The organism is Acinetobacter sp. GFQ9D191M (assembly GCF_011174875.1).
Lineage (GTDB): Bacteria > Pseudomonadota > Gammaproteobacteria > Pseudomonadales > Moraxellaceae > Acinetobacter.
Genome location: NZ_JAALGV010000001.1, coordinates 13,932 through 34,058, shown reverse-complemented (window position 1 = coordinate 34,058; position 20,127 = coordinate 13,932). Strand labels below are relative to the sequence as shown.

The 20,127-nt window shown below is 44.4% G+C and carries 15 protein-coding genes; 9 read left to right on the top strand and 6 right to left on the bottom strand.

Annotation, left to right across the window (positions count from 1 at the left end; genetic code table 11):
• The first annotated feature begins 1 nt into the window (after nucleotide 1).
• From G5T77_RS00165 to rlmF, 3 genes are all read left to right on the top strand, one after another.
• Nucleotides 2–997: a cell division protein ZipA C-terminal FtsZ-binding domain-containing protein gene (locus G5T77_RS00165; protein ID WP_166136706.1), complete on the top strand. Its 996-nt coding sequence runs from the start codon at nucleotides 2–4 to the stop codon at nucleotides 995–997.
• Nucleotides 998–1,093: 96 nt separating this feature from the next.
• Entirely contained in the window at nucleotides 1,094–3,133 is a 2,040-nt protein-coding gene (gene ligA, locus G5T77_RS00160; RefSeq protein ID WP_166136703.1) for an NAD-dependent DNA ligase LigA, read from the top strand.
• Between the two features lie 222 nt (nucleotides 3,134–3,355).
• Nucleotides 3,356–4,330: a 23S rRNA (adenine(1618)-N(6))-methyltransferase RlmF gene (rlmF, locus tag G5T77_RS00155; RefSeq protein ID WP_159123532.1), complete on the top strand. Its 975-nt coding sequence runs from the start codon at nucleotides 3,356–3,358 to the stop codon at nucleotides 4,328–4,330.
• A 120-nt stretch (nucleotides 4,331–4,450) separates the two neighbouring features.
• Here rlmF and G5T77_RS00150 read toward each other — a convergent pair whose 3' ends face one another.
• Nucleotides 4,451–5,518 carry an aldehyde reductase gene (locus G5T77_RS00150; RefSeq protein ID WP_034590045.1) on the bottom strand — a complete coding sequence of 356 codons (1,068 nt, stop codon included), beginning with the start codon at nucleotides 5,516–5,518 and terminating at the stop codon, nucleotides 4,451–4,453.
• Nucleotides 5,519–5,854: 336 nt separating this feature from the next.
• On the opposite strand from G5T77_RS00150, the gene bfr reads away from it, so the two are divergent.
• Entirely contained in the window at nucleotides 5,855–6,319 is a 465-nt protein-coding gene (gene bfr, locus G5T77_RS00145; RefSeq protein ID WP_004783337.1) for a bacterioferritin, read from the top strand.
• Nucleotides 6,320–6,373: 54 nt separating this feature from the next.
• Here the strand turns inward: bfr and G5T77_RS00140 are convergent, their stop codons facing one another.
• The 5 genes from G5T77_RS00140 to G5T77_RS00120 all read right to left on the bottom strand — a co-directional run bounded on the left by G5T77_RS00140 (nucleotide 6,374) and on the right by G5T77_RS00120 (nucleotide 11,681).
• Complete coding sequence (locus G5T77_RS00140) at nucleotides 6,374–6,793, bottom strand: biopolymer transporter ExbD (protein ID WP_166136700.1); 420 nt, start codon at nucleotides 6,791–6,793, stop codon at nucleotides 6,374–6,376.
• Nucleotides 6,794–6,813: 20 nt separating this feature from the next.
• Nucleotides 6,814–7,239, bottom strand: a complete 426-nt coding sequence (locus G5T77_RS00135) for a biopolymer transporter ExbD (RefSeq protein ID WP_166136697.1) — start codon at nucleotides 7,237–7,239, stop codon at nucleotides 6,814–6,816.
• Between the two features lie 15 nt (nucleotides 7,240–7,254).
• Complete coding sequence (locus G5T77_RS00130; RefSeq protein WP_166136694.1) at nucleotides 7,255–8,139, bottom strand: MotA/TolQ/ExbB proton channel family protein; 885 nt, start codon at nucleotides 8,137–8,139, stop codon at nucleotides 7,255–7,257.
• A 39-nt stretch (nucleotides 8,140–8,178) separates the two neighbouring features.
• Complete coding sequence (locus tag G5T77_RS00125; protein ID WP_166136692.1) at nucleotides 8,179–8,886, bottom strand: energy transducer TonB; 708 nt, start codon at nucleotides 8,884–8,886, stop codon at nucleotides 8,179–8,181.
• A gap of 137 nt (nucleotides 8,887–9,023) precedes the next feature.
• The gene (locus G5T77_RS00120; protein ID WP_166136689.1) at nucleotides 9,024–11,681 is read right to left on the bottom strand and encodes a TonB-dependent receptor; all 2,658 of its coding nucleotides are present in this window, start codon (nucleotides 11,679–11,681) and stop codon (nucleotides 9,024–9,026) included.
• A gap of 725 nt (nucleotides 11,682–12,406) precedes the next feature.
• Between G5T77_RS00120 and G5T77_RS00115 the strand changes: the two genes are divergently transcribed.
• The 5 genes from G5T77_RS00115 to G5T77_RS00095 are packed head-to-tail and all read left to right on the top strand — an operon-like array spanning nucleotide 12,407 to nucleotide 20,124.
• Nucleotides 12,407–14,164, top strand: coding sequence for an ABC transporter substrate-binding protein (locus tag G5T77_RS00115; RefSeq protein WP_166136763.1), 1,758 nt, complete (start codon nucleotides 12,407–12,409; stop codon nucleotides 14,162–14,164).
• 22 nt (nucleotides 14,165–14,186) lie between these two features.
• Nucleotides 14,187–15,989, top strand: coding sequence for an ABC transporter substrate-binding protein (locus G5T77_RS00110; RefSeq protein ID WP_166136686.1), 1,803 nt, complete (start codon nucleotides 14,187–14,189; stop codon nucleotides 15,987–15,989).
• A gap of 19 nt (nucleotides 15,990–16,008) precedes the next feature.
• Nucleotides 16,009–18,012 carry a M3 family metallopeptidase gene (locus tag G5T77_RS00105; RefSeq protein ID WP_166136683.1) on the top strand — a complete coding sequence of 668 codons (2,004 nt, stop codon included), beginning with the start codon at nucleotides 16,009–16,011 and terminating at the stop codon, nucleotides 18,010–18,012.
• Between the two features lie 17 nt (nucleotides 18,013–18,029).
• Complete coding sequence (locus G5T77_RS00100) at nucleotides 18,030–18,968, top strand: ABC transporter permease (protein ID WP_166136680.1); 939 nt, start codon at nucleotides 18,030–18,032, stop codon at nucleotides 18,966–18,968.
• A 7-nt stretch (nucleotides 18,969–18,975) separates the two neighbouring features.
• A complete protein-coding gene (locus tag G5T77_RS00095; protein ID WP_034170660.1) occupies nucleotides 18,976–20,124 on the top strand; it encodes an ABC transporter permease in 1,149 nt (382 codons plus the stop codon).
• The last annotated feature ends 3 nt before the right edge of the window (nucleotides 20,125–20,127 follow it).

The window sequence follows — 20,127 nt, the reverse complement described above, 5'->3', positions numbered from 1 at the left end:
CATGGAAATCACCACAATTATCGGGATTGTTATTGCAATTGTGATTATGCTATTCGGCATAAGACTGATCTTGAAAAAACCTGCGGAGGCTGTACCGTCACTGGATGCGGATCTGCATATTGATCCTGACAGTCAGACTCCGGTTATTCCAAGGCATGTACGATCTCAACTGTCTAAAACAGAAAGTCCGGCAGCTACACGTGTTGAACCGAGCCTGAATGAAGAAGCAGTAGACAACATTGCACCTGTGGCAGAACAAAAAGAAGCAGCCAAAGTAGAGCCAACTTTGACTGAAACCGTCCAGCCCGAAACCAAAGCAGCAAGTCCGCTCGATACACAGGTGGTTGCAGAGGAAGCAGCCAAAACAGAAGAAAACACTACGTCAGCTGAACAAGAAAGCAAGCCTGAAACAGTAGAAGTAGCAGAAACAGCAAAAGAGCCTAAAGCCGCCGAATTTAGCCTGAATAGCAATATTGAGAAAGCTGAAATTTCTGACTTCAATGATGAAAGCAGTATTCTGGATGCACATCTACATGAGCAAAAAATTGTGGATGAAGAATGTTCGCTGGCTAATGCTGAAACGATTATTTCATTGCATGTTTATCCCCAAGGCCGTGCACTGTCAGGTGAAAAAACCTTAAAAGTTTTACTGAAATATGGCCTGCGTTATGGTGAGTTGGCATGTTTCCATCGTTATAGTGAAGATGGCTCGAAACTACTATTTTCGGTATTACGTATGGCAGATACCGGTATGGAAGGTTTTGACCTAGAAACCCTGTCGACTGAAGAAGTGAAAGGTCTGGCATTCTTCCTGGCTTTACCGCATAGCGATGTACAGAATGCTTTCGATACCATGGACAGCATTTCACGTCTGATTGCGCGTGAAGTGGATGGTCTGGTTTATGATCAGAACCAGCAGGAAATGACCCCGCAATTACGTGAATTCTGGCGTCATCAGGCGATTGATTATCGTGCTGGACAGACTGCAGAAGTTTAATATTCCAATATTGAATCTGCAGAATCCGATTTTTATAATAGCGAAAAGCTGAATATTGTATAGGGCGGATTTTCCGCCCTTTTTTATGGTGAAATTATGACCCAAGATGCCACTGTCATTGCGCAAATGCGTCAATTGATTCAACTGCTTGCCAAGCATAATCATGCTTATTATGTGATGGATCAACCTACGATTGAAGACAGTGAATATGATCAGCTCTTTCATCAGCTCAAAGCTTTAGAAGAACAATATCCACATTTACAACAGCCAGACACACCGACAGTTAAAGTAGGCGGTCAGGCACTTTCCAAATTTCTGACCGTAACGCATGCGGTGCCAATGCTGTCTTTAGGCAACGTGTTTAATCAGGATGATCTGTTTGCTTTCGCACGCCGTATTGAAGAGCGTTTACCCAATCAAAAGATTGAATACGATGTTGAGCTGAAATTTGACGGTCTGGCAATTTCCCTCTGGTATGAACATGGCGTACTGGTTCGTGGTGTTACCCGTGGTGATGGGGAAACTGGCGAAGATATTACCCAGAATGTCAAAACCATCCGTAACCTGCCGAAATTTCTGTCTCCAGTGAATGGCGTGATTCCAGAATTACTGGAAGTGCGAGGCGAAGTGCTGATGCCGAAATCTGGCTTTGAACGCCTGAATGCAGCCAATGCTGCGAAAGGTGAAAAAACCTTTGCCAATCCACGTAACGCCGCGGCTGGCAGTTTACGCCAGCTTGATCCGAATATTGCAGCTTCTCGACCTTTGGCTTTCTATGCTTATGGAATTGCCCAGTGTGTACCGCATCATGGTCAAACCACGATGTCAGCCAGTCTGGAATGGCTACAGCAGTTTGGCTTTGCTGTGGGTGAGCGGCATTTTATCTGCAGTAGCATCCAGGAAGTGCAAAAAGTTTACGAGCAGATCATTGAAGAACGTTCAAAGCTTAGTGTCGAAATCGATGGTATGGTCATTAAGGTCAATGACCTTAAACAGCAACAAAAACTGGGTTTCTTGAGCCGTGAACCACGTTGGGCAACTGCTTATAAATTCCCGGCAGTGGCTGCATTGACCACTGTTGAAAATATTGACTGGCAAGTGGGCCGTACCGGGACTCTAACGCCTGTAGCACGGTTGAATCCGGTTGCAGTGGGTGGTGTAACCGTTTCCAATGTAACGCTGCATAATATTGGTGAAATTCACCGTCTGGATGTAAGAATTGGGGATACCGTCAGTGTCTATCGTAGTGGTGACGTGATTCCTAAGGTTGAAAAAGTCTGGCCAGAATTTCGTCCTGTTGACGCAGTCGAAGTGCATTTACCTGAGAACTGTCCAGTGTGTGATTCACCCGTGGTGATGCCGGAAGGTGAAGCACTGGCACGTTGTTCAGGTGAACTGTATTGTGCGGCGCAGCGCATCGAAACTATTCGTCACTTTGTTTCGCGTAAGGCCATGGATATCGAAGGTCTGGGCGATCGCTGGGTAGAGTCACTGTTACATCTCAATCTTTTAAAAGATGTCTCGGATATTTATCACTTGCATGAGCATCGTGAGCAATTACTGCAAATCGAAAAAATGGGTGAAAAGTCCGTTCAGAATCTCATTGATTCGATTGAGAACAGCAAGAAAACTACATTGGCAGCGTTTATTTATGCACTCGGGATTCGTGGCGTAGGTGAAACGACAGCACGTATGCTGGCCAATACTTTCCAGACTCTCGACGCTTTGCGTAGTGCTGATGTAGACGCTTTAAAGAAAACACCGGATGTTGGTGATATTACAGCAGAGTGGATTGTTGATTTCTTCCAGGCACCGCATAATCTGGAAGTATTGGATCGCTTGTTGGCTGCCGGTATTCATTGGGATGCGCCAATTGCACCAACGCGCCAACCACTGAATGGCGAAAGCTGGGTAGTGACTGGAACTTTAAGCTCTATGGGACGTGATGAAGCGACGCAATTACTGCAAGCCTTAGGTGCACGGGTCAGTGGCAGTGTCTCTAGCAAGACCAAATGCGTGGTGGCGGGTGAAAAAGCCGGTTCTAAGCTCGATAAAGCAGAAAAACTCGGTGTGCCCGTGATCAATGAAGTGCAATTTATTGCTTTGATGAAGGAGCATGGGCAAATCGAAGAATAATTAGCTCTAAACAATGACTCAAATAAAAAAGACACCCAGGATGATGAATCTTAAGGTGTCTTTTTTATTGCTAGTTCAAAACTATAGGTGAATGAGAGGGGAGGATAGACAAATACAAGGACGGGTTCGGTAATGTAAGTTGAATTCACGTACAATAGATTCATTTGCAGGTATAGATCCTGCCTGATTGATTCTATTCTCCCGTTGATGATTGGCATACACATGGCGCAAGCAAAGAAATCTTTTCCGCAACAAAAATCGCAATTACATGCACGAAATCTGCATCGCAGTCGTTATGATTTTCCTCAGCTGATCAAGACTTGTCCGGAACTTGCGCCTTTTGTCAGCCCGAATCAATATAACGATCTTTCAGTCAACTTTTCTGATCCACTGGCTGTGAAAATGCTCAATAAAGCATTGCTCAAGCATTTTTACGGCATTCAATATTGGGATATTCCTCAAGATTATCTTTGCCCACCGATTCCGGGTAGAGCCGACTATATTCACTATTTGGCTGACCTGTTAAGTCTCAATAATAACGGTCAGATTCCAACAGGACACGCCGTTCACGTATTAGATATTGGGGTAGGGGCGAACTGTATTTATCCGATCATTGGGCATCGTAGTTATGGTTGGAAATTTGTCGGCTCAGACATTCATTCGGCATCGGTTAAAAGCGCTCAATTTATCGTGGAGGCAAATCCGAATCTCAGGAAGGGGATTCAGATTCGATTGCAGAAGACACCGAGCAATATCTTCAAAGGTGTGATTAAACCTTCAGATCGTTTTGATTTGACCCTGTGTAACCCACCATTTCATGCTTCGCAAGATGAGGCAAATGCCACAGCAACGCAAAAATTACGCAAACTTGGCAAACCGGTTGATCGCTCTAAGGTGGTGTTAAACTTTGGCGGACAAAAGAACGAGCTGTGGTGTGACGGTGGAGAAGAACGCTTTGTTTGCCAGATGGTACAAGAGAGCACACAGTTTGCTGAGCAATGTCTTTGGTTTAGTACACTGGTTTCTAAGAAAACCACATTGCCTATGCTGTTAAATACCTTGCGTAAGTGCGGTGCAGTGGATGTAAAAACTATTAAAATGACGCAGGGGCAAAAAGAGAGTCGTTTTGTGGCTTGGACTTTTCTAGATACAAAGCAACAGCAAGCGTGGAAAAATGCGCGTTGGACTTCTGCTTAGCTTGTTTTTAGGCAGGAATAGTGAGCTTGTGGGCGCATAAGTCGGTGTAGTAGCTCAAATTTAATCTGACAGACACCATAAAAAATCGGTCACTGTCAGATCAGGTTTGAGCTCGTACAATTAAGGAATATATTTCTTCACCACACCATCATCCAGCAATTGCTGGAAATGTTCGACCAAGCTTTCTTTTACTGGACGATATTCCAGACCGAGTTCATCCTTACTTTTTTGGGCATTAAAGAAAATTGGATAACCCATATTGAGTTCAACAAATTTACGGCTAAAGCCGGCCAGAGGACCAAAAATCTTGAAAGCCGTTTTTGGCAACTGGTTGCGTGGAAACGGGAATTTAGGACCAAACGCTTCACGCAGGATTTTACCCATTTCTAGCAGGCTCAAAGTCTCACTACAGATAATATAACGGCCATGCGCTTCCGGATTAAATGCAGCACGGATATGGGCTTCCGCAACATCTTGAACATCCACCACACCATTCCACATTGGTGGAACACCCAGCAAGGTCATGCCATTGGCAAACTGTTGCAGAACTTCCACACTGCCTGATTGAGTATTAGGCGTTAAGGATTCCCCAAAGACCAGTGCCGGATTGATACAGATCAGGTCCCAGCGATCCTGTGCTTCCGCCATTTCCCAAGCTTTGCGTTCTGCCATGACTTTGGAATATGGATAAGGCTGATGGGTTTCTGAACTGGTGGTATTCCAGTGAGATTCATCAAAACTGGTATGCTCGGTTTGCAAAATATCAATCGCATCGCCATACGTTGAGGCAATACTTGAGGTGACAATCACACGTTTGACAGATTCAGTTTTATTGACGCTATTCAGCACATTTTGCGTACCCAGAATTGCCGGTTCAATAATGTCTTTGAGCGCATCTTTATAATTGGTGACCACAAAAGGCGAGGCCATATGAAAGACAATTTCACACCCTTCCATGGCCGCATCAAAAGAACCGGGCTTGAGCAGGTTAGCTTCAAACAACTTTAAGGTCCCCGGGCTGCTGTTTGCAATTTGTTCAAGGTGCGTATAACTCTGGGTTTTATTCAGATCGCGTACAGTGGCATGTACGGTATAACCTTGTTTTAAAAGTTTCTGGATCACCCAACTGGCGATATAGCCAGATGCACCAGTCACCAGAACGGGTGCTGTACTGTGTTGTAATGTCATATTTTAACCATTGTTGTTTTAACTTCGCATCATCGTCACAATTATGCACGAACCAGACCAAACTAGTGAGTCCAAGACAAAAATAAGTAACAAGATAAGTGCTTATTAATATTTACAAAAATAAACGTTTGAATATTCCAGCCTGTTCATCTGAATAAAGCGAGTACAAAAAATGCAACACCTTGTTTTATAAATGGGATTTGTCCGAACAGAGAGCGTAAATGCAAGTGCTTCTCATTTTAATTATATAAAAATCAGATATTTACCATAATTTTGCTTTTGCAAATCAAAAATCTTTTCTCCATAATAGGATGATAAAAGCAGGGAGTAATTCAAATGCGCGGTAATCCAGAAGTCGTAGATTATTTAAATATGCTGATCGGTGGCGAACTGGCTGCTCGTGATCAATACCTGATTCACTCTCGTATGTATGAAGATTGGGGTCTGACTAAAATCTTTGAACGCATCGACCATGAAATGCAGGAAGAAGCACAGCATGCAGATGCCCTGATCCGTCGTGTCCTTTTTCTTGAAGGTACGCCAAATATGCAGCGTGATGACATCGAAGTTGGTGAAGATGTGGTGACCTGCCTGAAAGCTGACCTGAAGCTTGAGTATCATGTCCGTGAAAAGCTGGCTCAAGGGGTCAAACTTTGTGAAGAGAAGGGCGATTATGTGACCCGTGACATGCTGCGCCAGCAAATGTCGGATACGGAAGAAGATCATACTTACTGGTTAGAAAAACAGTTACGTTTGATCGAGCTGATTGGTCTGCAAAACTATATCCAGTCACAAATGTAAGATATTGAATAATAAAAAAACCCAGCAGATGCTGGGTTTTTTGATTCTATAGACTTAAGAATTGTTGTTACTGACAATTCCGATTTTTTTCACTTCCAGACGCTGAGCCGCAGCCATCACCATCGCGATATGCTTGTATTCAGTTGCACGATCAGCCTTGATTTTAATCTGATCCTGATTGGCTTTTTGCGCCACGGTCTTGAATAAGGCTTCCAGCGCTTGAGCATTGGCCACCGGCTGATCATTCCAGAAGATCTGGCCTTGAGCATCGAGACGCAAATTCACAATCTCTGGCGGTTTTTCCTCAGTTGGTGGTGGTGTGCCATTTGGCAGGTTGATATTAATCGAATTATTCGGCAATGGAATAGTGATAATAAACATAATCAGCAAGACCAGCATGACATCAATCAATGGTGTCATGTTGACGTCCAGCATTACATCATCATCCTGATTTGAGCCAACATTCATTCCCATAACTGGATTCTCCCTCAATCTTAAGGTGAAGCGGGCGGGGTCGTGACAAATGCAATCTTGCCAATACCTGCTTGCTGGGTAGTATTGATGACCTGATCAATCGCTTCAAAAGCTGTTCTTTGATCACCGCGAATATGCACCTCAGGCTGAGGACGTTTCTGGGCTTCTGCCTGTAAACGGGTCAGTAAAATTGCCTTGTCCGGAATATAGGATTCATTCCAGAAAATATCGCCATTTTTATTGACTGCCAGCTGGATATTTTCCGGCTTGGTTTCATACGGGACATTACGTTCTTCAGGCAGATCGACCGGTACGGTATGAATTGCAACCGGTACTGTAATCAGAAAGATAATCAGCAGTACCAGCATCACATCAACCAGAGGCGTGGTATTAATGGTACCAATGACCTCATCATCGCTGTCGTTTGAATTGACCATCATTCCCATGGTTGACCCCCATTTTTATTTTGTGTCGCGGTGAACAGGATTGTTTGAGCTGATTTCGCCGCTCAGTAGTACAGCATGCAGATCAGAACCGAAGGTACGAACTTCTTCCATTACAGCTTTATTACGGCGAGTTAACCAGTTGTAACCAAGTACTGCCGGAACTGCCACAGCCAGACCGATTGCAGTCATGATCAGTGCTTCACCGACCGGACCAGCAACTTTATCGATTGATGCCTGTCCTGAAATACCAATTGCAGTCAGTGCATGGTAAATACCCCAAACGGTACCAAACAGACCTACGAAAGGTGCTGTAGAACCGACTGTAGCAAGGAAGGCCAGACCGCCACTCAGATGGCTTTGAATCTTGTCGACTGCGCGTGAAATAGAAATCGTAACCCAAGTATTAAAGTCGATACGCTCAAGTAAAGTACCGCCATGGTTTTTGGTTGACTTGATGCCTTTTTCAGCGATAAAACGATATACGCTGGCTTCATCCAGATTTTGCGCTGCATTGTCCAATGAAGAAGATTCCCAGAACTGATGCTCTGCTTCTTTGGCTTGTTTGCGAATCTTGCCTTGTTGCAAGCACTTGGTGATCATGATGTACCAGGTACCGATCGACATGATCACCAGAATGAACAGGGTCACTTTAGACACCATGTCGCCTTCTTTCCACATGGCTTCCAGACCATAAGGGTTGCTGGCAGGTTTTTCAGCTGCAGCAGGTGCTGGCGGTGTAGGCTCAGCGACAGTCGCAGGAGTTGGGGTTGCTGTTTCAGTGACTGTCGTTGCAGGTGTAGGGGATTCTTCAGCAAATACGGTTTGCAAAGGTAGTAGAGTACTTGCCGCAATGACACTTGCAGCAGTGATATTTTTTAAAATGTGTCGTGCGTTTTTCATAATGAATCTCCTCATTTTGTTTTTAATCTGTTTTCTGGATCAGTCCAAGATAAATTCGTAGGGAATGTCGTACCAAGATTCTTGTGGTTCACCATTTTTCATTGCAGGTTTGAAGGTACATAAGCTGAAAGCCTTAGACGCTGCACGGTCGAGTGAACGGCTGCCACTGGATTTTTTTACTTTGGCCTCTTTCACTTTGCCGTCGGTATTCACAAAGACAGAGATCAGCACTTCACCTTGTTCTTCATTCATTAGTGCATCACGTGGATAGTCTGGGCGTTTACAACCCGCTTCACCTTGAGAAACACCACGAGTGACGCCAGAAGGCTGAGGTGGAGCTGGTGCTGGAGCGGCTGCAACAACTGGAGCTGGTGCAGCCACCGGACTTGGGGATGGTGTTGCTGCAGCTACAGGCGTTGGTTCTGCAACCGGTTGAGTGACTGTTGGTGTAGGCTGTGTTTTCTGTACCGGAACCACTTTTTCTACCGGTTTAACCTCAGGAACCTGTGCCACTTTTTCTACAATTTTAGGTGGCTCAGGTGGGGTTTCTTTAGGTGGCTCTGGTTCTGATGGTTTAATATCCTGAATAATCATCAATTCAACCGGTTCTTCTGACGGTTTGATGATGTCTTTTGCCATACCTGCCATTAGCACCAGGCCCACCAGGATATGCAAGAAAATCACGACACCAATTCCAGTCAACTTTTTGGCGGAGCTTTTTTCTATGTCTTCAAACGTTGTGCTCATCATGACTCCTGGAATTTAAGACAAACAAGAAATAACGGTTTATTTCGAAGGTGATTTAGCTGCATTATTTTTTGTTTGGCTAAAATGATATGAATACTGCAAATACAGCATGGCGCTGTATTTGCAGAAAGCTTGTCTTAGAATTTGTAAGTACCACGGATGTAGTAAGTACGACCTGTAGGATCTGAGTAACGAGGGTCATAACCGTATTGGAAGTTATCCAGAACATCAGATGCAGCAGGCTCTTCATCAAAGATGTTGAGGATACCGCCAGTCAACTCCAGGTTTTTGAAGCCTTTATAAGTTGTTGCGAAGTTATAAAGTGTGTAGTCACCCACATCACGTTCGCCAGAGTAGTCTTCATAACCACGAGTGAACTGTTGTTCAAAGATCATTTTCCAGTCTTCATAAGACCAGTTCAGGTTGGCAACATGTTTCCAGCGAACTACTGCCGGGTCTTCATATTTGCCTACCAGACCAGACCATTCACCGCCTGGTTCACTTTGGTAGTCCAGATTGATCACGTAAGTACCATCAATACCGAAACCGAAACGACCAGTAGATGTTTTAGGTGTCAGGTAGTTCAGGCTCAGGTCTACACCTGAAGTTTTTAAACCGCCAGAGTTCATCAGGGTAGTACGGATGTGCTGGATACGGCCTTCGCTATCACGTATGAAACGGTCTGCATAAAGGTCTGGATTACCAAAGATTGATGATTCACCCACTGTACCTACCAGACCATCGATCTCGATATTGAAGTAGTCAGCAGTGAAAACCAAATTTTTGATTGGTTCAAATACTAAACCAGCAGTGAACGATGTAGATTCTTCTGGTTGCAGGTCAGGTGAACCACCTTGGGTACGCTTGAACTGGGTATTACATTCAACCTGGTATTTAGGTTCGACTGGCGTGCCACCTGGACATAACACAGGGTCATTGTATTTTGCACCTGTCCAGGTTTCACTGATTGGCGCGTTGATTTCGTACAAGCTTGGTGCACGGAAACCGGTGCTATATGATGCACGGAACATGACTTCCTTCATTGGTTCCCAACGAAGACCAACTTTCGGGTTGAAGGTATCACCGAAGTCGCTGTAGTCATCATAACGGGCAGCAATTTGAGCTTCCAAACTTGGCAAGATTGGAATCTGGAATTCAGTGAAGAATGCTGTGATGTCACGATCACCCTTACTGATTGGTTTGCTCGGATCAATACCAGAACCTGGTACTTGAGCCACGATTTCAGAGTTTACTTTCGCTTCCCAGTCCTGAGTCGTGAAGCTGCCACCGAAGGCAAAGCCAACATCACCTGCAGGTAATTCAAAAATTGGACGACTGATTGTAAAGTCTGCAGTTGTAGACTCTAAAGAGGCGATGTTAGTTTCGCCATTAATCACAAATGATTCCCAAGGGGTATCGCCTGGACGTGCTGGACCGAATGGGTTGATACGACCTTCATTCAATGCAGTTTGCAGGTTGCTACGGTGTAAGTAACCACCTGTAAATTCATCAGTTGCTTCGCTTTTCGCGTATGACACGCCTGCGTTGATATCCCAGCCTAATGCCTCACCTTCAATACCGGCAAAGAAGCGGTGTGAGTCATTGGTTGACATACTTTGACGGTTGCCTGCCTGAGAACGGAGGTAAAGTTGAAGTGGGTCACCGCTTAACTCACCATCTGTAATAGCCGGAGTAATACCATTACCTGGATAATATTGGCTGCTTGAAGGTAAAGTCACGGTACGGCCATAAACGTCTGGTGCAATTGAAGTGGATACTTCAGAACGTGTAAACACGTATTCACCAACTGCATTTAATGAATCATTAAGCTTGAATGTACCTTTACCTAATGCAGACAGGGTTTCAACCTGTGGTTTGATGGCAATCAAAGCCTGCGTATTCAGATAACAGAAGCCGTCATCTGGAGAAGACCAAGGAATATTGTTACAGTCATCTGGATATGGGTTACCTAAATAACCACTTGTTGGATCATAGATGTTTGCCGGGAAACCACTTGCAGAGCCGGCATCAATGCCTAATTCAGGAATTACACCACCACGGCGGCTGACTTTACGCTGTTGAGCATGGATCTGGTTAGATTTACGGTAGTCCAAGACACCCATGACGTTAAAGCCATTTTCATCCAGGTCACCAAAACCCCCGAAGATCGCAGCCTGTTGTTTCTCACCACCTGAATGTTCAGTTTCATGCAAGGCTCCGGTAACGCCTAAGCCATTGTATTCAGATTTGGTGATGAAGTTGATTACCCCCGCAATCGCATCTGCACCATAAACTGCAGAAGCACCATCACGTAAAATCTCAATACGGTCAATCATCGCCATAGGGATAATGTTTAAGTTGGTACTATCTGTACTGAATGCACTATAGGCAAGACGGCGGCCATTTAAAAGCACAAGCGTTTTGTCTGAGCCTAGACCACGTAAGTTGGCTGTAGAACCTGAAGTATTACTTGCACCTACGTTTTGAGCAGTAGAGAAACCAGCCTGGTTCGCGCTGACTTTTACTAAAGCTTCTTCAACAGTAGTTACACCCTGGTTCGCAAGATCTTCACCTTTAATGACGGTGATTGGTGAAGAACTTTGTGCAGCAACCCCCTTGATTGATGAACCCGTCACTGTCACTTTCTGAACTTTAGTTGGCTGTTCAGCAGATGCAGCTTCTTCGGCATGGGCCAGCGGCAGACACATCATACTTAAGCTGAGTGCGCTTAACTTGAGTAGTCTTTTGCTGACGGTTGGAGCCCCCATAGATCCGACCAATTTATTTTTTTTCATCGTAAATTTCACCCTTTTGTTATGTGAAGTAGTGCTGGGTTGATCTAAGCAAGGCGGATGCCAACTTATAAAATTTTATATTTTTATATTTTTAACTTATTGAAAAATATTGATTTAATTGAATGAGGTTTAAATTTATCGAGCGATACTGAAGAAAAATTAAGAAGTCTGTGTAACGAATCTGAAGAAAGAAGGAAGTGAGACCCCTGTCAAAGCAATAAATAAATATTTAATGAATAAGAAAGTAGTCCAAAAATGAGAGGGAAATTGAATAAAGTTTAATCATGGTGCATAATTTTTACATAAAATATACAATATTTTTTTAAAATAAATTATTTATAATACAATTACTTGTGTTTATTTATTGTTTACCTAAAGGTATACAATAGTGCAATAAGATGAAACAGGGTTGAGTTATTTTTGTGCGAAATGAACTTCAGTAAGAATTTTGAGGATAAAAATTTAATTAATGATTCATGGAAAATATTATGTTATTCATAATGTTTTAAATAATTAATAAAAATAAACTTTTTTCAGTTAAAAACAGGAAGAAATCCCTATTTTTTGCAAGGATGGCATGAAATTCGCTTTGTTCAGTTTATTCCATCTGTCCAGCTTTGACCCATCCATTGAAGCAAATATGGGATGATGTATTTAAAACTTCCTATAGCAATAAAACTTCAAGATAAAGAATAGGTACAAATTTGAAATCAGCACTTTTTAGCATGACGATTTTGGCCTTGGCTATGAGCTCGGGGCAAACTGCCTGGGCAAAATCATCTGCACATCCGGATAAAGTCTTAAACCTGGCTTTCGAAGCACCTGATGATGGTTTTGATATGGTCAAAACCTATAATTTTTATAGTGGTAGCGTTGCTGAGGCCATTTTCGAGCCTTTGTTACGTTATGACTATCTGGCGCGGCCGGCAATTCTGGTACCAAATACCGCCGAATCCTTACCCAAGGTTGAGCAGGATGGGAAAGTCTATACCTTTAAAGTCAAGCCGGGAATCTACTTCAGCCCAGATCCGGCCTTTCAGGGCAAGAAGCGTGAACTGGTTGCTCGGGATTATATTTATTCCATGCAAAGGGTGATGGATCCGAAAAATCATTCGCCTTCTTTTTCCTTTATCGAAGGCAAAATTTTTGGCGCGGATCAAGTTATCCAACAAGCCAAAAAAACGGGCAAATTTAACTATGATGCTCCGATTGCCGGTTTAAAAGCCCTAGATAAATATACCTTACAAATTACCCTGACCCGTTCAGACCTGAACTTTCCTTACATTCTGGCCTATGTCGCTTTTGCTGGCACTGCACGCGAAGTCATCGAACATTATGGCGATCGGGTAGGTCAGCACCCAGTCGGAACAGGGGCATACCAATTACACAAATATGTGCCGCGTAGCCGCATTGAGTTAACCGCTAATCCAAATTATCGCGGTTTTGTCTGGAACTTTAAGGGGGATGGTTCAGAGTGGGATCAACGGATTGTTAAAGCCATGCAAGGCAAGCAGATGCCGCAAATCGGCAAGGTCAAGATTAGTATCATTGAAGAAGAACAATCACGCTGGCTGGCCTTAAAATCTGGACAATTAGACTATGACAAACTGACTGCAAGCGGCGCTGAACAGGCACTGGAAAATAAGCAGCTAAAAAGTGAATACAAGAAAAAAGGCATCCTGCATTATCCGAATAAAGAACCGGAAATCACCTATACCATCATGAATATGCGTGATCCGGTGATTGGTGGAGACTCACTGGAAAAAATTGCACTACGCCGTGCCATTGCCTTGTCCTATAACCAGAAAGAAGCCATCCAGCAGCTATATAAGGGGCATGCTGTTAAAGCTGAAATGATTCTTCCTGAAGGCGTGGGCGGATATAACCCGAATTATAGAAGCAGTATTGCCTATAACCCATTACTCGCCAATAAACTGCTCGATCGTTTTGGCTACAAGAAAGGCGCCGATGGTTATCGTACCTTGCCTGATGGCAAACCATTGGTTCTGAAAATGAACTCGACCAGCTCAAGTTCTTCCGTTATTTCTGCGGAACTATGGAAAAAGAACCTGGATGCAATCGGAGTAAAAGTTGAATTTAAAGTCAGTAACTTTGCCGACAATTTAAAAGAAGCCACCCAGTGCAAACATATGATGTGGGGTGGCGCCTGGATTGCAGATTATCCGGAAGGGGAAAACTTTGCCCAATTGCTGTATGGCCCAAATGCCCAGCAAGGTAACCTGAGCTGCTATACCTCTAAAGCCTATGACGCGCTGTATCAAACTGCGATGAAACTGCCGCCTCAGCAACGTACTCCATATTATGAGCAGATGAACCGCCAGATGGAGGCAGATAATCCATGGATTTTGCACAATATCCGGGTACGCAACTGGCTGATTCACCCACAGGTACAGGGCTTTAAGGCACATCCGGTGGCTAGAGCAGTTTGGCAATATCTGGATATTGAACCTGTTAAAAAATAACTTGAGAAGATTAAGAACCAGTATGAATGTGAATACAAATGCTTTAAAAAAGCTGGCCAGTGGGGTTTTAGTGGCCAGTTTAATGATGGCAGGTGCTGCACCCACATGGGCTGCCAATCCCGCCAATCCGAATAAAGTCTTAAAAACGGTCTTTCCCGCGGCTGAAACCGGTTTCGATCCCGGTTATATCAATGACCGTTATTCGGCCAAGATTAACTCGGCGATTTTCGAAACCTTATATACCTATGATTATCTGGCCTCCCCAGCGAAACTGGTGCCATTGACTGCGGTAGATATGCCTCAAGTCAGTGCAGACGGTTTGACTTATACCATTAAAGTTAAAAAGGGCATTTACTTTGCGGATGATCCGGTCTTTGGCGGTAAAAAACGTGAATTAACCGCCTACGACTATGCCTATTCTCTAAAGCGTCTCTTAGATCCAAAACTTAATTCACCAAATAGCTGGTTGCTGGATGGCCGGATCAAAGGGCTGGAAGCATGGACAGCCATGGCGAAAAAAAATGGCAAAGTCTATGAAAATCCATTTGAAGGTATTCAGACTCCAGATCGCTATACCTTGGTACTCAAGCTGAATAATCCGGATCAGAACTTTCCGATGTTGCTGGCCCACGGTCCAGCTGCCGCAGTTGCACGCGAAGTCATTGAAAAGTATAAAGACAAAGCTGGCTGGGTAATGAGTAAGCCGGTCGGTACAGGGCCTTATGTACTTAGTCGCTGGACACCGGGATCACGCATTATCTTAAAGCCAAATCCGGCTTACCGTGGTTTTGTCTGGAATTATAAAGCCAATAGTGCAGAAGACCAGGCGATTGTCAGTGCGATGCAGGGCAAAAAAATGCCTCAAATCGGCACCATTGATGTGCGTGTCATTGAAGAAGCCCAATCACGGATGTTGTCATTCAAGAAAAATGAACTGGATCTGGTGGAAATCGACGGCGATCTGGTCGTGCAGGCATTGGATGGTGACAAGTTAAAACCTGAGCTGGTCAAGCAAGGCATCAAGCTGTCACGCATGTTGGAGCCATCGATTAACTACCATTATTGGAATATGCAAGATCCGGTAGTAGGTGGCTTTACGCCAGAAAAAATTGCCTTACGTCGTGCGATGGCAATGGCTTTTTCTGTTGAAAATATGATTAGCGTACTCCTTAAAGGAGATGGTGCAAAACTGCACATGCCTATTCCGCCAGGAGTTGCAGGCTATTCACCCGCTTATAAAACCAGTACGCCATATTCGGTCAAGGCAGCCAACATGTTGCTGGATCGCTATAACTATAAGATCGGTGCGGATGGCTGGAGGAGAACTCCTGAAGGCAAACCTCTGGTGATTGAACTGATTACGGCCAATACCAGTCGTGGTCAGCAACAGGGCGAATTCTGGAAAAAGACCCTAGATAATATTCATATCAAACTGGCCAGTAAGGCCATGCCATTTGCTGAAGGCATTAAGCTGGAAAAGCAATGTAAAACCATGTTTAAAAGCTCTGCATGGATTGCCGACTATCCTGATGCAGATAACTTCATGCAGCTGTTCTATGGCAAAAACGTCAATGTCACCAATAATGCCTGCTTCAAGCATGCGGAATATGACCGTTTATATGAACAAAGTCAAAGCATGCCACCGGGTCCTGAACGGGATCTGGTTTATCGCAAAATGACCCGTATTCTAGAGGTCAATATGCCAACCATGATGCTGTATAGCACTTACCGTAATGCACTAGCGCAACCTCATGTTATTGGACACAAGTCCCATCCGATTCTGTCCACAGAATGGATGTATATCGATATTGATACTAAAAAGTAAGAAAAAGCTGGAGATGAAGATGACATTAAAACACTTGAAATTTACCACACTCTGTCTGGCGATGATCGGGGGATCTCAAACCGTCATGGCAGAGACCCAAACCCAGCTTTTGCCTTTATTCAAGGCTGCAGAAATTCCGGCATTGTGCGATGCCAATCTGGATAAAATGCAAAAAGATATCCAGAAATTTGAAAGCCAGAAAATCAAAAATAAGGCTGAAGCCCGTCCTTATCTGGCAGCTTGGGATACATTGCAGGCATCGATTGGTGATTTTGTTTCACCTATCGGTTTATATAGCAATGTTGATCCTGATCCGGCCTTGCGTCAGGCGGCAGATGACTGTGAACTGAAAATCAGTAAATACCTGACTTCCATGTATCAGAGTCCAAAACTGTATGCCCAATTCAAGAAACTGAAAGCCACAGATCCGGTCGATGAAAAATTCCTGAAAGATATTCTGAATCAGTTTGAAAAAACGGGGGTACAACTCAGCGCAGAGAAACAGAAGCGTCTGAAGGAAATTATTGAAGAAAGTACCAAACTGGGGCAGGACTATTCCAAGAATGTACGTGATAACCCTGAAAAAGTTGAATTCACTGTTGCAGAGCTGAAAGGTTTACCTGAGAGCTATATCGCCGGTTTAAAGAAAAATGAAAAGGGCAATTATCTGCTCGGCTTCGACTATCCGGAATATCAGCCATTTATGGAGCTGGCAGAGAGTGATGAAGCTCGTAAACGTTATCAGACTGCCTATACCCGTCGTGGTACCGAGAAAAATCTCGAATACATGAAAAAGGCCATTGATCTGCGTTATGAACTGGCCCAGTTATTCGATAAAGACAGCTATGCTTATGTTGCCTTAAAAGATCGCATGGCCAAAACCCCAGAAGCAGTGAATGGTTTTCTGGATGAGGTCTATGCCAAAGTTGCGCCATTAGAAAAGCAGGATGTTGAAGAATTACGTCAGTTCAAGGCAGAAACCTTAAAAATTCCGCTGGAAAAAGCAGAAATTGAGCGCTGGAGTCAAGGTTACTGGAGTGAAAAATTGCGTCAGGCCAAATACAAAGTGGATCAGGAAAAACTGCGTGATTATTTCCCGACCGAAGCAGCGCAAAAATGGTTATTTGCCGTATCTTCCGATTTATATGGGATTGAATTCAAGCCGGTAAAAGTCAAAGCCTGGCATGATGAAGTTGAATACTATGCCGTGCATGACAAAGCCACTGGTGAGTTTATGGGCGGACTTTATGTCGATAAATATCCACGTGAAGGCAAATATGGCCATGCTGCAGTCTGGGGCGTTTATGGTGGCAGCCGTTTAAATCATCGCCGTCCGGTCTCTGTTTTGGTGACCAACTTCAACCGTAAAGGTCTGAACAGTAATGAGCTGGAGACTTTTGTACATGAAATGGGTCATGCGCTACACGGAATATTATCGAAGACCCGTTATACCGAGCAGTCAGGTACATCGGTAGAGCGTGACTTTGTTGAAGCACCTTCGCAAATGTATGAAGAGTGGGCGCGCCGTTTCGAGACTTTATCTAAAGTAGCGGATTACTGTGAACCTGCTTGTCCTCGTGTCGATGAAGCCATGACCGAGCGCTTAAAGAATGTGAAAAATTATGGTCGCGGCCTGCATTATGCCCGTCAGACTTTATATGCTCAGTACGACATGGCCCTGCACGGTAAAGATGCGAAAAGTATTGATCCATTAAAACTCTGGCGGGATATGGAAAGTAAAACTGCGTTGGGCTCTGTTCCAGGTCAGCAATTCCCGGGTCAGTTCGGACATTTGATGGGTGGCTATCAGGCGGGTTATTACAGCTATATGTGGTCTGAAGTGCTGGCACTCGATATGTTGTCTGCTTATGGTGACCATCTGATGGATCCAAAAGTCGGCATGCACTATCGCGAGACTGTACTAGCACAAGGCGGACAAAAGCCGGGCGATCAGATGGTTAAGGATTTTCTGGGCCGTGATCCGGACAGCAAAGCTTTCTTTAATGAAATTTCAGGACATTAAGTCAAGGAAGGAAAGCGATGCTGGCATATATTATTCGAAGGATTTGGCAAATGATCCCCACCATGCTGGGGGTGATTCTGCTGATATTCCTGTTATTTAACTGGGTCGGGGGAGATCCGGCCTATATCCTGGCCGGTAAAATGGCCAATGCTGAGCAGATTGAAAATATCCGCCAGCAGCTCGGGGTCAATCAGCCTTATTACGTACAACTGTGGATTTTTATCCAGCAGATTTTGACCTTTGATTATGGCGTGAGCTGGAGTACCGGTGAGTCGGTATCCCAGATTATTACCACGCGTTTGGGGCCATCACTGACCATTCTGATTCCACTGACTATCCTGCAAACGATTGTTTCAATCATTTTGGCACTTGGGGTCGCTTCAGTGCGCGGTTCACTGACTGACCGCATGATCATGATGCTGTGTACCATCGGTATGTCGATCAGTATTCTGGTCTATATCATCGTATTCCAGTACGTCTTGGCTTATGAACTGAGCTGGTTCCCGGTACAGGGCTGGAGCGATAACTTTACTGAAAACTTATTCAAATATGCACTATTGCCAGTATTAATCATGCTGGTGGTGAGTATTGCACCGACTTTACGTCTCTACCGCAGTTTTGTTCTGGATGAAGTCAATCAGGACTATGTCCGTACCGCACGCGCCAAAGGTCTGGGCGAAAGCCGCATTCTGGGCGTGCACGTACTGCGCAATGCTTCGATTCCAATTATTACCGATGTCATGGCGGGACTTCCGGCTTTACTGATCGGTGCTTTCCTGATTGAACGTTTCTTTGGTATTCCAGGCATTGGCCGTGAAGTGATTATCGCAGTTGAGCGTTCTGACTTTCCGGTAATTAAAGCGATTACAGTCTATGTTGCGGCTGCGACCATGTTATTTAACCTGATTGCTGATCTGATCTATAAATGGGTCGATCCACGTGTACAGTTGAAGTAGGTGAATTATGCTGAGTGCGATATTTAAAAAAGAGCAACATGCTTCAGCAGTGCCTGAGTCTGCTTCAACCGGATTATGGCAGCTGGCGTTGCGTCGTCTGAAACGTGACCGCATTGCGATGTTCTCCCTATTTGTGGTGCTGTTTTATCTGCTGATGTTGCTGCTTTCCATGACAGGTGTGATTGCCAAGGACTGGAATAAAGAAGTAGCGGTGAGTTATGCACCCCCAAGCTTTATCTATACACCGTCTATGCCTGGAGCGGCAGGTGAAGATCAAAGTACTGAATCTGCCGTAGTACCAGTTAATCCAGTTGATCCTTTAAAAGATGTGATTGCAGAACTGGAAGCAGAAATTGCTGCTGAACAGGGCGCAGGTGTGATTGATTATTATGGTGTAGTCGATCCACTGGCTGAAGATATGAAAGCCATTGATCAGGAATTAGGGGGTCAGTTACTGGATCAGAGTAGTGAGCTTAAACAGAGCCTGTTCTTTGGCGCAGATAAATGGGGTCAGGATGTACTACTGAAAACCATTAAAGGTGCAGAAACTTCGATTTTAGTTGGCCTGATTGCTGCGCTGGTTGCGGTGGTGATTGGTACAGTACTTGGTGCGATTGCTGGCTATTTCGGTGGTTGGGTCGATGATGTGCTGAACTGGTTCTACAATATCTTTACTTCTATTCCTTATCTGTTGCTGGTGTTAGCGATTGCAGCAGTACTGCAACAAAAAGGGATCTTATCGATTATCCTGATTTTGGGTCTGACCGGCTGGACCGGGGTATTCCGCCTGGTTCGTGCGGAATATATGAAGCATACTGCACGTGAATATGTACTGGCAGCGAAAGCCATTGGGGTAAGCAATATGCGCCGTATCTTCGTGCATATTTTTCCGAATGTCAGTCATATCGCTTTGGTTCAAATGTCCATTCTTGCAGTGGCCTTTATCAAGTCCGAAGTGATTCTGAGCTTCTTAGGCTTTGGCGTACCTATTGGTGTGGTGTCATGGGGTAGTATGCTGAATGAAGCGCAAAGCGAGCTGATTTTAGGCAAATGGTGGCAGTTGACTGCGGCATCGGTGGCGATGGCGGTACTGGTGACAGCTTTCTCAATGTTTACTGATGCATTACGTGATGCATTAGATCCAAAACTGAAATAGGAG